Source organism: Leptospira stimsonii, assembly GCF_003545885.1.
Taxonomy (GTDB): domain Bacteria; phylum Spirochaetota; class Leptospiria; order Leptospirales; family Leptospiraceae; genus Leptospira; species Leptospira stimsonii.
Genome location: NZ_QHCT01000001.1, coordinates 802884 through 819402, shown reverse-complemented (window position 1 = coordinate 819402; position 16519 = coordinate 802884). Strand labels below are relative to the sequence as shown.

Below are 16519 nucleotides of genomic sequence, written 5' to 3'. Positions count from 1 at the left end.
TGAACGAAGCGTCACCTTACGTCTTGTAAATCCAACGTTAGACGCAAAGCTCGAAAAAATAGAATAATAGATGAAAAATGAAATTTGAAGAATGAAGAACTTTTTGAGACTATTAAAGGGGAATTACGGCTAATTTTTTCATATCTCTGAAGATATCGCAACGAACGTTTTGCCGGATTGTATAGAATCCGTTTGTCTTTGAAAGGCGTAAGGGAATTGTCCGAACGAAGGTCACCGATCACACTGCGCGCGAAGTATTTGGAAAGTAATTATAAAGTATCGACTAATACTCTTTTTAATCCTTCCATTTCTTCTTTGCAATGATTCTTCCAGGGAATCATGCCGCCAAAAAAAACTGAAAAAATCTTCTCATATTTACTCGAAAATTGTATTCCGATCGTTAAGCGAATATTGGAACTTTCAGAATGAATGCTTTCAAAATCGTAATAAACATAGGTGTTACTAATAGTATCGATAACTTTCCAAGGTAATTTGATTTTCATATAAGATGGTTTCGAGAAATACGCTATTCTTTCATTTCTGATAATATCTGAAACATGGTATTCATGTCTAATCGATTGATTTCCAGCGGATTCTTCACAATCAATGATCGAACCTACTTCTATTCTTTTCCCCGCGCGTAAAAAAAAGTAATCATGCCCTTTTGCTATTTTTGAATAATATTTTGAAAAATTGTCATCGATAAAAAAATCAAATACTTTATCGACCTTAAAGGGTGTATTTATAATGTACTGTAGAATTACTGTATTTTTTAAATATGGAATTGTTCTCATAAAATCTTCTTCTGAAAATATCGCATAACAAAAGTTAGTAATGTTTTTCGATTCGATTTTAGAAAGAAGAATCTAAAGTCTGCTCACGTAAAAAGTAAAACTTCTTTCGTTCACGTTTCCTTTAAAATCCCAAGCGACTACTTTGATCGTATTCTCACCTGATTTCAAATTGAGGTTCCCGACTAAATACTGATCTTTGTGATAGAGATTCGTAAAAGCAAAGCCGTCCGGATTCTTCCATTCCGATCCGGAATACTGGAGCGAACCGAAATCTGCGGAGCGAAGTGCCTCTCCGTTTAAAAAGTATTGAACTTTCGTAATTCCCCTTCTCTGCGATTTTTTTTCTCCGGCGTCGACGATCGAAACCGTGAAGGGAAATTCTTTCGAAAGGTTAATATTGTCCCCGTCGTTGATATTCGTAAATTTTCCGTTCACGTGGACGAGGAGACTCGAAATTTCCGGAACAGAACCGTCCGGAATCGGGGAAAGGAATTTGAGTGGATCCAAAATCTCCAATCCGTATTTCTTAAGTACAACAAAATGGAGATGGGCTCCGCTTGAGTGACCGGAATTCCCGGTTACGCCGATTTTTTCGCCCGCTTTGATCAAATCAGGTTTTAGTAATTTAGAGATTCTTCCATCCTTAAGATGGTAATAGGCGGTAAAATTACCCGCCCCGTGATCCAGCCACACCGAATTCCCCGTTCCGAGTTCGTCTTCAAACGGATGATCTTCCGCATAACGACTATAGAGGACTTTCCCATCGGCCATCGCAAGAACGGACTCGTTCAAAGAAGAAATGTCCATTCCATTGTGAAAATGGTCTCCCCGAGATTCTCCAAACGTGGACGTAATTTTGTTTTCCAGTTGATCGGTTTTGACTGGGACAAGATAATTTATTACTTTATTATTTTCCGCTTCCATGCTCAGATGGAACGCGGTCCAGATTACGATAAAGAGAATTCTTTTCATTCGGACTTAAACCTAGTGCAAGTAACTCATATAAAATGAATTTGTCAAAAGATAAAACCATAGACCTTGTCACCCGTTGTGGAGAAGGAGATGAGGAAGCACTCAAGCAGTTTTTCGAAATCTATTCGGAAGACATTTACAATTTTCCGATGAAGATCTTCCATTTGAGTGAAGACGATGCCGGAGATTTTTTCATCTATGCATTCGAAAGGCTGAAAACGGGGTCCCGATTCGGAAGTTTCCGGGGAAAATCCAGTTTTAGAACCTGGTTTTATTCCGTTTTACGGAATATGCTCATCGATTGGCAAAGAACCAAACGAGAACTAAAAGTTACCAATCTCGGTAAGATCAGCAAAGAAGGGAAAGAATACGCTACGATCGAGGACGAGCCCGACACTCGCCCCGAACTGCACGAAGAAGCCGTTGAACTCTCCGATCGATTCAACCAGGCTTTGGAAGAAATCGGTGTAGATAAGAGGGTAATTTTCAAACTTTCGTATATATATTATCTCAATCTCAATGATGACGAAGTTCAATATCTCATTGATAAAACCGGCCTAACCGCCCAATCGCTCAAAGACAAAATTCTCAATCTCCGATCGGAACTTTCCAATCGCGAGGAGGAGAATATTCGAATGGAGGACAAGATTACGTCTCTTTATTTGAATATTCTCGATCTCAAAGAAAAACAACAGAATACTGCGAAGATCGCCCCGATTCTCCCGATGGAAGTAGACAAAACTTCGCACGCTTTGAAAAAGAAATACGAACAGCGGAAAAAGCTTCTGGATAAGAAGAAAAAGGGACATTTCCTCGCCAGGACTCCCTATAGAGAAGTTGCCGATCTAATTGGGATTTCGGAAGGGAACGTAAGTGTCACACTTCTGCGTTTAATTGAAAAAATTCAGAAAAAGCTAGATTTTAGTGATTTGGATTTTTAAAAAATTCCGTCTTTTTAAGCTATTGGAGAACCAACATGGATTCGGGATCTGAAATCAATCAAAATAACGAGCTTCTGCTCTCACTCTTAAACGGAGAGGCGAGCGGTGCGGAAAAAGATAAAAATCTGCAAAATCAGCTCATTCAAATGGAAGAATCGATTCAAGCAGGGATCAATTCTGCCACCGTATCGTATCTGAGCCAAGCCGCTCAGCAAGGAAAGTATTCGGAGTTTCAAGAAGCGCTCGATCTGCAAAAAGCAGACTTAGGCGGATATCTTACAAAAGACGTACCAGAATATTTAAAACGTTATGTCACTCTGGAATTGGCGAGAAAATCTCCATCCAAGGAGTCTATCGTAGTAAAGTTGGGGAAGTCCGGCGCTCGTATCTTTGAAAGTCTTGTGGAATCTCTCCAAATCAATACGAGAGTTGACTACGCTCCTTCTATGAGATCTGCAGTTACGAAAGATCCTTCTGAATTCGTAGTTTTTGAAGAAAAGGTTCTCGATAACTCAAAGTTCACTTATCAACTGGTTCAGGAAACTCCGGAAACAGCATTCTTAAGTGTAAAGATAGAATCTCCGGACGCAGATTCTTTTCAAAGAGTGAATCTTTACAAAGATACGAGATTTATCCTTTCGAATCAGTTCAACAACGAAGGAATCGCAAACTTCTCCGGACTGAGGGAAGGAAAATATACCGTAGAATTTCAAGGAAAAGACCATTCCAAATCTTTGGATTTGTTCATCCTTCTCGAAGCATAAAATTTTTAAAAAGAAAATCCCGAAAACAAACCTCCACTGCGAAGAATTCGAAAATTCGCGGTGAAGGTTTTTTGCTTTTTTATTTCGGATTAAAAAAAAGAATTTCTGGAAAAATCAATCCGTTGCTATAATCTGATCCTGGATTTATATTTATGTTAAACTTGATCATAGACAGAGTCGGAACCGTAAATGTATTTAACATTTTAGATACGTCCGGAAGCGGTTCCGAATCTCACCTTCAGTCTACGATTGACGAAGATCTCATCTTAGAATATATTAAGGAAATTGAAAATTTAGTAAGAGTTTCCAATGCCGTAAACTCGAAAGGAATGAGCCAAAAAACTCTCGAGACCGAAATACTTCACGAGCTAAAGATTCTTGGAGAAACCTTTTACGATCAATTTTTTCCGGCGCCGATACAGGAAAAGCTCCGCCTCACTACCGAAAAATATCTTCACTTGAATATAGATCCCAAACTCGGAGTGATTCCCTGGGAACTATTACACGACGGAACTTGTTTTTTATCCGATAAATTCTTCATCGGAAAAACTGTCAGGGGAGAATCCAGCCAAGGCTCCTATAAAGAAAAAGAAAAACTAAGAATGCTCATCATCGCAGATCCTACGGAAGATTTGGAATGGGCGCAAAAAGAAGGGGAACAACTCTTTAAAGTGTTGAGCGAGAAAGTCTCCCCTTCCCGACTTGAAATCGAATTTATCGGAGGAAAGCAAGTTACAAAGCTAAAACTGCTTTCTTTGATCAAGGGAAAGAATATCATCCACTACTCCGGCCATCTCTTTTTCTCCGACGATCCTTTGGAAAACGGATGGCAAATCTCCGAAGGTAAAATTCTAAAAGCAAGAGAAATCAAAAACTCCGGATTTAACACGGATTTGGTGTTCAGCAATTCTTGTCAGTCGAATTCGAACGCATCGAGAACTCTGAATTCCGATTTGATGAACAACTTTGCCGGCGCCTTTCTCATGTCAGGAATCAAAAGTTTTATCGGAACCAACTGGGAAATCATCGACAATCAGAATACGATCGATTTTACGATTCAATTCTATTCTTATTTATTCAGCGATAGAAGTATCGGAGAATCTCTGTTCTTAGCAAAAGAATACGCGCGAAGAATTTTTGATACTAACGACTTGACGTGGACCAACTATTCACTCCATGGAATTCCGAATCAGCAGGTTATGACCGACCCAACGAAGGGAAAACCGATTCAGAAAATCATCAACCCTTCGCTGATTGCGAAATTCTATCCTACTAACATCGCGGCTTCCTACTCCAGTTTTACTCAAAAGCAAAAAGAAGAAACCGAATCCTCTTTCGAACTGATACAATCTCTGATTTATTCTTTTGAAGAATTTTCCAAAATCGTGGGAGGAATCATTTTCAGCGATCACCAGCATCATTCCTTGGGAAAATACATTCCGAACAATCCGGACGACGCCGTTGAAATCAAAAAATGGTGGGATCTTATTTATCAATGTTTGAGCGATTTTAAAAAATTGGAAATCAGTCCTTTGATAAGCAATATCCAGGAAGTTCTTCAGATCAACAAAGACACGATCCAGAAAATGATTCAATGGATCGAACTTTACAGACGCGGCCAAATTTTGAAAGACTCGGCCGACGGATACTTGATATCTTTTCAGTATTATTATGAGAATTTGCTAATGGAGTTAGAAGAATTGGAAAAGACCAGTATCTTTCTAGTCTCGACGAATTCGAATAACCATCTCTTTTTTCGAGGAATCAAACCGGAAACTTCCCTCGTTGTAGCTCCAGTCGTAAAACAGGATTATATCGGAGAACAGATAGAAAAGTTTCGTGGAAAGGTAATCGTATTCAATGAAAATAGAATGACGATCATTCCTATGCTCTGTAGCGTCATTGAAAATCCGGAAACGAAAGAATTAGAATTAAGCTTCCCCGGATTCAAAACTGAAAAAAATCCGATTCAGAATCACTAATCCTTGAGTCTCTGCCAACCCGATAAAGGTAATTTTTCCTGCGGCTCTTGTTGCGGGATATTCAATCTGGACCAAAGTCCGGATGAAATACGAAATCTCATTTCGGAAAGAACAAAAGAATTCAAAGATTCCGTCGACTTCCGAAAACCGTGGACGATGGCGGAGTACCGCAAAGCGCGGGAAAAAAAAGAAGAAAGCATAAAACGAAAAGACGAACATACTTATAATTGCCCATTCCTCGGTTCTTTTGAAAAAAAAATCGGTTGTATGATTCATCCGATTTTTAGCGGAGATCCTTTAAGCCAGAATTATTCTTTTTATGGAACCTCCATCTGCCAAGGTTATGAATGCAGAAACATGGAACGAAAGACGGAAAAAAACTGGGAATCACTTCTTGGAGAGATGGATCTGGATTCTTTTACCTATTCCGCAATCGCATCCGATTACATAACGATCGACCTCATTGAAGGTACTTTTTTGGATTTAGGAATTTCGAAAGAGAAAATCTTTCTTAATAAAAAAGAAACTTTGAAAAAAATAATTCAAAGAAAAATCGAGCAAAAAGTTGCGATGATGAATACCTCCTTTGAAATCCCAATGGAAGAGGAACGTCGAACCCCGATGGAAAGATTGATCGAACGACTGGATCTACATTCCATTCCGGAGTTGATAGAAGAAATTGAAGAAAGTGTCTCGTAAGAATTCAACGAGTGTTTATCTCAAAACCCGGCCTTGTAAAAAATTTCAATAAGACTTTAAGAATACAACAAATCATTCAAAAAACGTAAAGTTGTGAAAACTCTTCGTTTTTCAATCGACGGAACCATGCTTTGAAAAGTCAGATAGAACGTCTAAGAAAATTACTAAAGTGATCAAGACGAATTTTCTTATACGGTTTTGGGACAAATTCTATGACAGAACTCATTCACAAGATGGTCGGATTATAGTACAATCCTGGAAGGCTTCCGAGAGAATTTCCGATTCCTCCCCAATTTCTATTTGGGAATGTGAAGTTAGCCAAGAATGATTCTTCCTTATCTTTGTGTTCTACGAAGTTGATTCAAAAGAAGCGATTTTTTTTGAGTATGAATCGAAGAAGATCGAGAGAAAAAAGAATTAAAATCCTTCCTGCATCTTAAAAATACAGGAAGGAAAACGTTTAGTTTTTAGGGGTAGTAGAGTCTGCTTTAGACTTTGAAGCGCCGTTCAAAGTTGCTTTTGCAGATGAAACGCCTTGACCTACTTTAGATTTAACTTCCTCTACCTTAGAGTTGACTTGACCCGCAACGCCCTCAACGGAGTGGAGAGCTTCTTCGATATATTTTCTGAGATTATTCGCAACCTCGGACTGATCTTGAGCTCCTTTCGATGCAAGTTCTTTGAATTCTTTTTCAACTTTTAGGAGAATGCTGTCAGCTTGCTCGCGGAGTGATTTTGCCGCTCCAATCGCAAAGTTAAGCGCTTCCTTTATTTCTTTTTCCATAATTCTTTCCTCTGTTTTCTTCACTGAGAATAGACCAATTTTATGCACTGCACAATAACTTGTCAAGTGGGTTTTCCGGGAGTGATTTACTCGAGTAAAACTTTTCGATTTCGTGAAAAAGAGTATAAAATTTAATCAGTTTTGAAGAGAGGCATTAAAGAGACATAAAAAGCTGAACTTTTGCGAAAAAGGCTATTTACTAATATTCAGTTTTCTACAATAATTTTCGCAAACTAGAAGACCCTGATTTTTTCTTCTAAAAACTCATCATGAAATTTCTATTCGATCCATTCACTTTTTCGAAATGGAGTCCTCTCCATTTTATTTAGAAATATAAATCGTATAACAAACAACGGGGATCTGTAAAAGATAACGTTAATTTTTCACTTTACCCGATTGATGATTCAGAAGACCCTTTCCAAAACCAATTTTCGGTTTAATAAATATTGAGGTAAAATTTTGAATCGTTCGTATCCTCTTTCTTCGATAGGCTTTGTTCTACTATTCTTTCTTTTTAATTGCAGTTCAATTCGAGATTTAAGAGAACTAAAATCTGCTGAAGCAAGTTTCGAACTATATAAGTTTTCAAATCCAGATTCAACATTAAAACGAAAATCCCTTGTATTTGCGGCATTTACTCTGCCAAAGCTAATTGATTCTAAAGATTCTCTACCTATGGTAGAATTCAAGCGAGTTTCAGGATATCCTTGGGATACAGCTAATGTCTACCTATCGCAAACTTCAAAAGCATGTGCAGCTCTCTTAGTTGAACCTGGGGAATATATTTTAACAGATTATACTCAAACTTCAGTTTATGGATCTATTCGAACAACGGCTTTTCTTAAAAGGGTAACACCAAAGAAATTTAGTATAAAGGGCAACGGAATTTATTATTTGGGAACTATAAGAACGAAGTTTGGTGATTTAATTGTAGAATCTGAAAAAGAAGATAAAGATTTTTGCATTAAACAATTTAACGTAGAACATCCAGAAGTAGACTGGACTCAATCAAATGATTTAACGATGAGTAAACACTATGAATAAGATAGTACGAATTGTTTTTTTTCTATTTTTACTTTCAAACTGCGCAACATTCGAAAAACCTAAAACGTTCAAAGAATTCAAACCAGATTCAACTAAACAATTAACTAAATCTACGTTTGTAATTCTTATGGATGGTCACTATGAGCAATGGTATCTAGCCGGAAAGTGGGCGGAATACAATAATGCTATCGGAAAGAAAAAAATGTTTTCGGACTTTAATATTTATCTTAATTCTGAACCCGACCCCCTTGATAAATATCCTTTCCTAATTCGTTTCGATGTCAGAACTCCAAAAAAAATAAGCTATAAAGATGGATTATTAGGGGGATTTTTAGGGATAATATCTGGCCTATCTTTAGGATTAATCCCCGTCTGGGTAAATGATACCGTAAGTTATTCGGCTGAGGTATTAGATTCTTCCAGTGGGAAGATTATTAAGACCTTTCATTATGAAAATAAGAGAAGAACATATATTCATTTGTTCTTAATCCCATTTTCAGCTATACCGAAATATTCTAACACAGATCTAATCTTCGAACATTTCCTAGAAACGATCTACAACGATGGATCCATTCCTTTTGAAAATGAAAATCCTCCGCCTATTGCAGAAGTAATAAAATAAAAAAAAGACATTAGACAAAAAAAGAGGAGATCAAAATGATCTCCTCTTTTTTAAGACCGATTGGATACGAATCTTCTTAAACCTTTGGTCCGAAAGCGGTAAAGTCGTAATCTTTAGAACCTTCCGCATACTGCTTAAAGTTCTTAATGAACATTTCTCCCAATTTCTTGGCAGTTTCATCATAAGTGGCTTTGTCCGTCCAAGCTTCTCTTGGGTCCAAGATTGCGGTATCCACGCCATTGATCGTTTTTGGATACTGAACTTGGAAAACAGGGTGCGTTACAAACTCGGACTTCTCGATGTTTCCGTTAAGAATTTCATCGATGATCTTACGAGTTGAAGGAAGATTCATACGTTTTCCGACGCCGTAAGAACCGCCCACTAAGCCTGTGTTCATGAGATAAGCTCTCACGTTGTGCTTCTTCATCTTCTCGCCTAAAAGCTTAGCATAAGAAGTTGGGTGAAGAGTCATAAACGCCGCCCCAAAACATGCGGAGAATGTCGCGGTAGGTTCTTTGATTCCTCTTTCAGTTCCTGCAACCTTTGCAGTATAACCGGAAAGGAAGTGATACATCGCTTGTTCGATGCTCAGCTTGGAAACAGGTGGAAGAACTCCGAACGCATCATACGTTAAGAAAATGATCGTCTTAGGATGATCTCCCTTGGAAGGAACTTGGATATTATTGATGTGGAAAATCGGATAGGAAACACGAGTGTTCTCAGTTTTAGCCGCAGAAGAATAATCCACAACTTTTGTCTGAGGATCATAAACCACGTTCTCTAAAAGAGCATCTTTCCGAATCGCTTCGTAGATGTCCGGTTCGGTCTTTGGATCTAAGTTGATCACTTTCGCATAGCAACCGCCTTCAATGTTGAAGATCCCGTTGTTATCCCAACCGTGCTCGTCGTCACCGATCAATTTGCGATTTGGATCCGTAGAAAGCGTAGTCTTTCCAGTTCCGGAAAGTCCGAAAAAGAGAGCCGTATCTCTATCCTTACCAACGTTCGCAGAACAGTGCATGCTAAGAATTCCCTGTAACGGAAGTTTATAATTCATTACGGAGAAAATACCTTTTTTCATCTCTCCACCGTATTCGGTCCCGCCGATGATACAGAGTTTTTTAGCAAGGTGAAAGATCACAAAAACTTCGGAATTCATTCCGTGTTTTTTAAAATCTTCATTCTTAACGCCGCAGGCATTGATGATCGTAAATTCTGGATCTAAGCCGACCAATTCTTCTTTTGAAGGACGAAGAAACATATTCGTGCAAAAGTGATGTTGCCACGCTTTTTCAGAAACTACGCGCAAGCTCATTCTTGTCTCTGGGTTAGCGCCGGCGAAACCGTCAAAAACATAGAGCTTTTTCTGGCTCAGGTAATTGACGCATTTTTTATAGAGTTCGTCAAAGATAGATTCGGATACTTTAAAGTTGATGTGACTCCACCAAATATTTCCGTTAGAAGAAGGTTCATCTACGAAATACTTATCTTTTGGGGATCTACCGGTAAAAATTCCGGTATCTACCATCATGGTTCCATTGCTGGATACTACGGTTTCTCCGTTCTTTTTCTCATGCTCATAAATTTCGTCATAGGAAAGGTTATGGAAAATTTCAGAAGGTTCGAGTCCGAGTTCCTTCAAGCCTTTTACCTGAGTCTGGGCCTGCATTTGATTGCTCCTTGGGAATTCTATTTCAATTATTTTACGATAAAGTGGAAAGTCAACCGATTCAAGAGGAATGCGGCTGACGATTTCCCTTCTCTCCAGCCCCGTTCGGGTTGGCTTTTGTGAAAATCATTTTTCCAGCGGCAGTTTGGATGATAGAAGTTACTGTCACTTTGACCTCTTTCCCTACCAGATGACCGCCGTTTTCGATCACGACCATGGTTCCGTCTTCCAGATAACCAATGCCTTGATTCTCATCCTTTCCTTCTTTGATTACTTGGATTCCAAGTTCTTCTCCCGGTAAAACAACCGGTTTAAGGGCATTCGCGAGGGTGTTAAGGTTGAGAACTTTAACACCTTGAAGTTCGGCAACTTTGTTCAAATTGAAGTCGTTCGTCACGATCTTCCCGCCGGTATCGCGCGCTAATTTGATCAGCTTTGCATCCACTTCTCGAGTATCAGAATAGTCTTTATAAGTAATTTTTACTTCGATGGATCCTTTGCGTTGAAGTTTGTTCAACATCTCGAGACCTCTTCTTCCTCTGGCTCTTTTGATCGGATCGGAAGAATCGCTGATCAACTGAATTTCTCTCAACACGAAGTTAGGAAGAATCAGAGGACCGTCTAAGAAATGCGTATCCGCAATGTCTAAAATTCTTCCGTCGATTACGACGGACGTATCAAGAATTTTGTCTCGAACTTCTTCTTTTTCAATTCCTACTCCGAATCCGGCGCCGGCTCCACCGCCGCCCCCGAAAATTCCAAGACCTGGTTCTTTCGCAAAAGAAATTCCGGAAAGAATTCCAAAGAGTGCGAAAAGGAAGTAAAGTGCGGTATTCAATTCTTCAAAATGAACGACTGCTCCTACAAACCATGCGATTGCAAGCCCGAGTAAAGCCCCAAGTCCGGCACAAAAAAGTACGTCGGCTTTGAGCTTAGGAAAAAGGTTGGATTCTCCATAGAGAAGAATTAAAGAAATTACCAGAACGACTCCGGCGATAGGGCCGGATAAGTAAATGTCAGCGGATTGCTTTTGAGTAACTGCAAATGTAATTCCAGAGAGGAATAGAGAAGTGAGTACTTTATAGAGATGAATCATAACTCAAATCCTTAATTGTATTTGAGTTTTGGCGGAATTTATTCTTCTTCGTCTGACTTTTTTTCACCGGGAGAAAGAGTGCTAGCGAGCACGTCGGAAACTAAATTTCCGGCTTCTTCCTGGGTAACACCTTTGCTTAAAGCAACTTCCATTTTCACAAGATTATAGGCGCTTTCGTACAGCTTTCTCTCCATAATGGAGAGCTCTTTTCCATTTGCTCTACGAAATAGGTTTCTGCAGACTTCTCCGACCTCATATATCGATCCGGATTTGATCTTGTTGAGGTTATTTTGGTAGCGGATCTTCCAGTCTTCTTCTGTATCGACTTCGTCCTTTTTCAGGAGCGCGATGACTTTCTTGATCTCTTTTTTATCGATGATAGGGCGGATTCGAACCTGTTCTGCTTTGTCAACAGGTATCATAACCTTCATCTTACTACCCTGGATTTCGAGAACGTAGCAATCCTTCTTCTTACCAAGGATATTTTTCTTGGAGATTTCCAGTATCTCTCCAACTCCATGGATGGGATAGACTACGTAGTCGCCTACCTTGTGTTCGATTTCGGAATTTTTCTTTTTGGCAGCCAAGTAAGTATGATAACTTCCGTTAAAACTCTGCTTAAGAAAATAGCACAAATTTGGCGAAAGTCAACAAAATAATCCCAAAAGGTAACTAAAGTTTGATTGAGCGAACTTTCGCAGAGTGAAACGCAGGATCGTTGAGGGGTTGTATTTTTTCCAAGGCCTCTTTCGCCTCTTCTTCGGAGTAAAAATACCCTAGGTAGAGTTCGCCCTTGGAGGAACGAAAGATTCTACCTTTGAATTCGTTTCGAGCCATCAAAAGTCTCTTACCTAATTCCACTGCTTTCAAGGAATCCGAAGTGCCAATCACGACCAAATAGTTCGTTTCGCCTGCTTGCGGAGGGAAAAGAATTTTAGAATCATTCGTAGAAGTGGATTCCTGCTTTTTCATCAGAGACAACGATTCCGGATTCTTCAATGAGTCCGTAGAATCGGTTTCGGAAGAAGAAAATAAAGATTTGATTCCGCCTGACTCGTTCTTCTTTTCTTGAGAAGAAACGTTTCGGAAAGTCTGTAGTTCGTTTTGTGCGAACGTTTCCTCTTTTTGATCCAATTTTAGGCCAACGACAAGACCGGCCGTAAATAGAGAAATCGAACCTAATAATAGAATGAAGACGGAACGTGTGGAGGAAAAAATCTGTATTGGTGATCCCGATTTCTTACTATGTTGGACCATCTGAATCGTTCTGTCGAAATCAGCGGGTTCCCGAACCGGAGTTCGGATCGAGGATTGTTTGAGTCTTCTGGAATAGTCGATATTTTGCATTTAGGAATCCTAAATTCTATCTTTAAAATCGGCCTAAATGCCCAAATTCCGTCGAAAAAAATTGAAAATGCTAAGAAAGAATCGAAATCATTTCGGCTCTCGAATTGCGTAATACCAGAAGAGCCATAAGAAAAGCCCTCCCAAGAAGAGATAAAAACCTACGACTCCCCAAATTCCGAACGCGTCATACAAAAGGTTCAGACGACCAAGATGAAGACTTTCCATTTTTCCGGTTTCCCAATCCGCAATCCACCGATACCAAAAATAAGCGTAAGGAAACAAAATGAAGTTAGGCAATAAATAGAAAACGGGATAACGACTTACAAAAACGATCCAGCGTGGAGAACCCTGTAACGGCAATACCGAGTCATTTCTCCATCGAATTCGAAACAAACGCTTCTTTCCGTCCGACAAACGAGTCTCTTCTTCGTTTTTTACGTTTGGATCTCTGGGTCGTAAAAGTTGAATTTCCTCGTCGGAACGAAGAACTCCGCTTGGAGCGCTAAGCGACAAAAGCCAGAAGAACCAGAGAAACCCGCAACCAATAGCGATTAGAAGACTGAAAAAGAGCAAAGAACCCAAACGATTGGAAATAAATTGCAAAAAAGGAATCGGTTCGTTCCAGGGAAACGGAATGGAAGAAATGACAAACGATCGATCGATATAAACTGTTGCGCCAATAAAAAAAACGACCGCGATCAAAAGAAAAGAAATCGGATAACGGAAACAAAAACGAATCCATCCCGGAAAGGTTTTCGGCAAATAACTTGTATCGATCGACCAACGAAACTTCATAATATAATTGGAATATAATAAATACTGTTTTTTCCTGAAATCGATTCCTCATACTCCTTTCCTAAAAAGAAATACGCGGTTATAACACTTTCGATTTTTTACTTTACTGAACCTTTCAAAGATTCGATAAGTTTGTCGTAGTTCGCGGTCAATCCTTGAGACATCTGAGCGTTCTCTTCAATCAACCCTATGGTTTCTGCCAAAACGGTAAAAATTTTCTTGCGGCGATTTTCATCGTGACTGTCGTTCGAAAGTCCGGGTTTTCCTAAACTCTTCCACTTCTCGCACTTTTCCCCTAAATCTGCACAAATGCGTGTTCCAAATTGGAACAAGGTTTGCATCCTACGAAGAACAATGCGAGAATCGTTCCTAATATCCAGATTTTTTTCGTTCAAACTACTCCTTTCCTAAACGGTTATTTTTCGGATCCGTTATCGGTTTTAATTTACGCCGACAAAAATCGAAACCTTTGCGAAAAGCGCTTCATCGGGTTTTTCGTTACGTTAGTCGCACTTATTCAACAATTGCGGAGGATTTATTTGCTTCAAAGAAAGATAAAGATCAAAAAGAGAAACGCTTCATAAAGAAAGTCTAAAATGCAGAATCGTGCATCGAAATCACGCTCATATAAAACCAAACGAACCCGAAAACAAATCGGTAAAATTTTCGATCGATTCCCTTAAAACAAAAAACCCCGGCGTTTTACGACCGAGGTTTTTTGAATCCGGGATTTCTCCCTACTTTAATTCTAAGATCGGACTTTAACCCACCAAATAGAGGAGAGGAAAAAGATAGATCCAGATCAAGTCGACTACGTGCCAGAAAAGACCCACACCTTCTAACGGAGTGTAATAAGAAGAATTCAATTCTCCTTTGATTACTTTGATCATCACCCAGATGATAAGTCCGGCTCCGATCAAAACGTGCGACCCGTGAATTCCTGTCATTACGAAATAGAAACCGAAAAACATCGCTAAGTTCTTAATATCAGGCGTCTCGGTGTTGGTGAAAAATTTACCCGGAAGGAGTCCGTGATGAATCTTCGAAGTATATTCGAAATACTTCACTACCATAAACGTAAGAGCACAAAGAACCGTGATAATCAAAGCAATCACAGCTTCTTTTTTCTTATCTACTTGAACGTAATGAATTCCAAGCGCCATCGTAAAGGAGCTAAAAAGAAGAACCACGGTGTTAAACGCTCCCATCGGAACGGACAAGTGATGACTTCCCGCGTGGAAAACCTCAGGATACAAAGAATGATAAATGGTATAACCTACGAAGAGGGCACCAAACATTAGAATTTCCGTAACAAGGAATAACCAGATTCCTTGTTTTGAAGCTTCATACTGATGCTCAGCACTATCAAAGTGATGAGCATGATGGAATTCCGCGTGCTTAGCGGTACTCATAAGGTCCTCCTGAGACGACTGGAGTTTTTTCAAAATTTTCGTGAGTTGGAGGAGATGGAATGGTCCACTCGAGAGTTTTTCCACCCCAAGGATTGTCTCCCGCTTCTTTCCCTGCGATTAAACCGTGAATCACGGCCGCAAGACCTACTAAAAATCCGACTGCGATCAACCAAGATCCGACGGTAGATATCTGATTCAAGCTTGTGAATTCAGGCAAGTAGTCGTAATATCTTCTTGGCATTCCCATCGATCCAAGGATGAACTGTGGAAAGAAAGTAACGTTAAATCCTGTGAAAATAAAGACCCAGGAAATTCTTCCTAAAAGATCGGATGTCATTTTACCGGTAACTTTTGGAAACCAATAAAGCAATCCTCCCATGACCGCCATCAGAGTTCCACCAACCATTACATAATGGAAGTGGGCGACCACGAAATACGTATCGTGGAAGTGAACGTCCATACCGGTGGAAGCCAGGAACACCCCGGTCAAACCACCGATCGTAAAGAGAAACATAAATCCGATTGCGAACAACATAGGAGCGTCCAGACGAACGGATCCTTTATACATTGTTGAAATCCAGTTGAAGAGTTTGATCGCTGTAGGAACTCCCACGAGCATTGTGATGAAGGAAAATAGAACTCCCGCAAACTCGGACTGACCGGATACGAACATGTGGTGTCCCCAAACCAAGAAGGAAACCGCGGCAATCGCGAGAGAAGAATACGCAATCGCTGTGTATCCAAAAATGATCTTTCTGGAGAAGGTCGCCACGAGTTCGGAGATCACACCCATCGCCGGAAGAATCATAATATAAACCGCAGGGTGAGAATAGAACCAGAAGAAGTGTTGGAACAGAACCGGATCTCCTCCGAGAGTAGGATCAAAAATTCCCACGCCGAGGGTTCTTTCCGCAACGAGAAGAAGAAGAGTAATCGCAAGAACCGGAGTCGCCAAAACCTGAATGATAGAAGTCGCGTACAGCGCCCAAACCATCAAAGGAATTCGGTTCATCGTCATTCCAGGAGCTCTCAATTTGTGAGTGGTTACGATGAAATTCAAACCTGTCAAAATCGAAGAAAAACCCATTACGAACGCACCCATAACCAACATAATCACCCCGTTCGAAACGGAGTTAGAGATGGAATAGGGCGTATAAAAGGTCCAACCGGTATCCACTTTTTGGGTAAAAAGGGAGAATGCGGCGATTGCGGCCCCGCACATAAAGATATACCAGCTTGCGAGGTTCAGTCTTGGAAACGCGACGTCCTTTGCTCCCAACTGGATGGGAAGAATGAAGTTTCCGAAGATCGCAGGAATCCCAGGAACGATTACCATGAACACCATGATGGCGCCGTGATAGGTCATCATTCTGTTGTAGATATCAGGAGTTACGAATCCGAGAGTTTGGCCCGGAGTAAAAAGTTCGATACGAACCAGAAGAGCGAAAATCCCTCCCAAAAGGAAGAATGACATAATCGCAAAGAAATACATGATCCCGATCCGCTTGTGATCGATTGTCGTGAGCCAGGACCAGATTCCCTTTTCGTGGTTGAGGTAGTTGTCAGTATGACTTGCAGTTGCTGTAGACATATTCCTC

At 40.0% G+C, this 16519-nt stretch carries 16 protein-coding genes and 1 pseudogene; 6 read left to right on the top strand and 11 right to left on the bottom strand.

Going from position 1 to position 16519, the window contains the following annotated elements; genetic code table 11:
* Positions 1 to 269: 269 nt before the first annotated feature.
* Both DLM75_RS04045 and DLM75_RS04040 read right to left on the bottom strand, forming a co-directional pair.
* A complete protein-coding gene (locus DLM75_RS04045; RefSeq protein ID WP_118967212.1) occupies positions 270 to 794 on the bottom strand; it encodes a hypothetical protein in 525 nt (174 codons plus the stop codon).
* Between the two features lie 72 nt (positions 795 to 866).
* Positions 867 to 1766 carry a M23 family metallopeptidase gene (locus DLM75_RS04040; RefSeq protein WP_167731728.1) on the bottom strand — a complete coding sequence of 300 codons (900 nt, stop codon included), beginning with the start codon at positions 1764 to 1766 and terminating at the stop codon, positions 867 to 869.
* Positions 1767 to 1801: 35 nt separating this feature from the next.
* Between DLM75_RS04040 and DLM75_RS04035 the strand changes: the two genes are divergently transcribed.
* The 4 genes from DLM75_RS04035 to DLM75_RS04020 all read left to right on the top strand — a co-directional run bounded on the left by DLM75_RS04035 (position 1802) and on the right by DLM75_RS04020 (position 6152).
* Complete coding sequence (locus DLM75_RS04035) at positions 1802 to 2707, top strand: RNA polymerase sigma factor (protein ID WP_118967211.1); 906 nt, start codon at positions 1802 to 1804, stop codon at positions 2705 to 2707.
* Between the two features lie 35 nt (positions 2708 to 2742).
* A complete protein-coding gene (locus DLM75_RS04030) occupies positions 2743 to 3471 on the top strand; it encodes a hypothetical protein (protein ID WP_118967210.1) in 729 nt (242 codons plus the stop codon).
* Positions 3472 to 3623: 152 nt separating this feature from the next.
* Complete coding sequence (locus DLM75_RS04025; protein WP_118967209.1) at positions 3624 to 5453, top strand: CHAT domain-containing protein; 1830 nt, start codon at positions 3624 to 3626, stop codon at positions 5451 to 5453.
* 3 nt (positions 5454 to 5456) lie between these two features.
* Positions 5457 to 6152 (top strand): hypothetical protein, encoded by a 696-nt coding sequence (locus DLM75_RS04020; RefSeq protein WP_118967208.1) that lies wholly within the window; start codon positions 5457 to 5459, stop codon positions 6150 to 6152.
* Between the two features lie 460 nt (positions 6153 to 6612).
* On the opposite strand, the gene DLM75_RS04015 is transcribed toward DLM75_RS04020, so the two are convergent.
* Positions 6613 to 6936, bottom strand: coding sequence for a phasin-related domain-containing protein (locus DLM75_RS04015; RefSeq protein WP_118967974.1), 324 nt, complete (start codon positions 6934 to 6936; stop codon positions 6613 to 6615).
* Positions 6937 to 7395: 459 nt separating this feature from the next.
* On the opposite strand from DLM75_RS04015, the gene DLM75_RS24090 reads away from it, so the two are divergent.
* Together DLM75_RS24090 and DLM75_RS04000 are read left to right on the top strand one after the other, a co-directional pair.
* Positions 7396 to 7980: a hypothetical protein gene (locus DLM75_RS24090; protein WP_147456601.1), complete on the top strand. Its 585-nt coding sequence runs from the start codon at positions 7396 to 7398 to the stop codon at positions 7978 to 7980.
* Positions 7973 to 8602, top strand: coding sequence for a hypothetical protein (locus tag DLM75_RS04000; RefSeq protein ID WP_118967205.1), 630 nt, complete (start codon positions 7973 to 7975; stop codon positions 8600 to 8602). The genes DLM75_RS24090 and DLM75_RS04000 overlap by 8 nt, the downstream gene beginning before the upstream one ends.
* Positions 8603 to 8678: 76 nt before the next feature.
* On the opposite strand, the gene pckA is transcribed toward DLM75_RS04000, so the two are convergent.
* The 8 genes and pseudogenes from pckA to ctaD all read right to left on the bottom strand — a co-directional run bounded on the left by pckA (position 8679) and on the right by ctaD (position 16512).
* Positions 8679 to 10271 carry a phosphoenolpyruvate carboxykinase (ATP) gene (gene pckA / locus DLM75_RS03995; protein ID WP_118967204.1) on the bottom strand — a complete coding sequence of 531 codons (1593 nt, stop codon included), beginning with the start codon at positions 10269 to 10271 and terminating at the stop codon, positions 8679 to 8681.
* Positions 10272 to 10332: 61 nt separating this feature from the next.
* A complete protein-coding gene (locus tag DLM75_RS03990; protein WP_118967203.1) occupies positions 10333 to 11367 on the bottom strand; it encodes a PIN/TRAM domain-containing protein in 1035 nt (344 codons plus the stop codon).
* Between the two features lie 38 nt (positions 11368 to 11405).
* Positions 11406 to 11954: a CarD family transcriptional regulator gene (locus DLM75_RS03985; RefSeq protein ID WP_069608824.1), complete on the bottom strand. Its 549-nt coding sequence runs from the start codon at positions 11952 to 11954 to the stop codon at positions 11406 to 11408.
* An 85-nt stretch (positions 11955 to 12039) separates the two neighbouring features.
* The gene (locus DLM75_RS03980) at positions 12040 to 12714 is read right to left on the bottom strand and encodes a hypothetical protein (RefSeq protein WP_118967202.1); all 675 of its coding nucleotides are present in this window, start codon (positions 12712 to 12714) and stop codon (positions 12040 to 12042) included.
* Positions 12715 to 12801: 87 nt separating this feature from the next.
* A complete protein-coding gene (locus tag DLM75_RS03975) occupies positions 12802 to 13509 on the bottom strand; it encodes a hypothetical protein (protein ID WP_118967201.1) in 708 nt (235 codons plus the stop codon).
* 98 nt (positions 13510 to 13607) lie between these two features.
* Positions 13608 to 13891, bottom strand: a pseudogene (locus tag DLM75_RS24085) (hypothetical protein).
* A 379-nt stretch (positions 13892 to 14270) separates the two neighbouring features.
* Positions 14271 to 14921 (bottom strand): cytochrome c oxidase subunit 3 family protein, encoded by a 651-nt coding sequence (locus DLM75_RS03960; RefSeq protein WP_100784710.1) that lies wholly within the window; start codon positions 14919 to 14921, stop codon positions 14271 to 14273.
* On the bottom strand, positions 14908 to 16512 hold the full coding sequence (ctaD, locus tag DLM75_RS03955) for a cytochrome c oxidase subunit I (protein WP_118967199.1): 1605 nt from the start codon (positions 16510 to 16512) through the stop codon (positions 14908 to 14910). Before ctaD ends, DLM75_RS03960 begins: the two co-directional genes overlap by 14 nt.
* Between the last annotated feature and the right edge of the window lie 7 nt (positions 16513 to 16519).

Bases quoted from the DNA above. Each gene is read 5' to 3' on its own strand.
- DLM75_RS03980 (WP_118967202.1), bottom strand. From the start codon at position 12,714: ATGCAAAATATCGACTATTCCAGAAGACTCAAACAATCCTCGATCCGA.
- DLM75_RS04045 (WP_118967212.1), bottom strand. From the start codon at position 794: ATGAGAACAATTCCATATTTAAAAAATACAGTAATTCTACAGTACATT.
- DLM75_RS03960 (WP_100784710.1), bottom strand. From the start codon at position 14,921: ATGAGTACCGCTAAGCACGCGGAATTCCATCATGCTCATCACTTTGAT.
- pckA (WP_118967204.1), bottom strand. From the start codon at position 10,271: ATGCAGGCCCAGACTCAGGTAAAAGGCTTGAAGGAACTCGGACTCGAA.
- ctaD (WP_118967199.1), bottom strand. From the start codon at position 16,512: ATGTCTACAGCAACTGCAAGTCATACTGACAACTACCTCAACCACGAA.
- DLM75_RS04015 (WP_118967974.1), bottom strand. From the start codon at position 6,936: ATGGAAAAAGAAATAAAGGAAGCGCTTAACTTTGCGATTGGAGCGGCA.
- DLM75_RS03975 (WP_118967201.1), bottom strand. From the start codon at position 13,509: ATGAAGTTTCGTTGGTCGATCGATACAAGTTATTTGCCGAAAACCTTT.
- DLM75_RS04040 (WP_167731728.1), bottom strand. From the start codon at position 1,766: ATGAAAAGAATTCTCTTTATCGTAATCTGGACCGCGTTCCATCTGAGC.
- DLM75_RS04030 (WP_118967210.1), top strand. From the start codon at position 2,743: ATGGATTCGGGATCTGAAATCAATCAAAATAACGAGCTTCTGCTCTCA.
- DLM75_RS04035 (WP_118967211.1), top strand. From the start codon at position 1,802: ATGAATTTGTCAAAAGATAAAACCATAGACCTTGTCACCCGTTGTGGA.
- DLM75_RS04000 (WP_118967205.1), top strand. From the start codon at position 7,973: ATGAATAAGATAGTACGAATTGTTTTTTTTCTATTTTTACTTTCAAAC.
- DLM75_RS03990 (WP_118967203.1), bottom strand. From the start codon at position 11,367: ATGATTCATCTCTATAAAGTACTCACTTCTCTATTCCTCTCTGGAATT.
- DLM75_RS04025 (WP_118967209.1), top strand. From the start codon at position 3,624: ATGTTAAACTTGATCATAGACAGAGTCGGAACCGTAAATGTATTTAAC.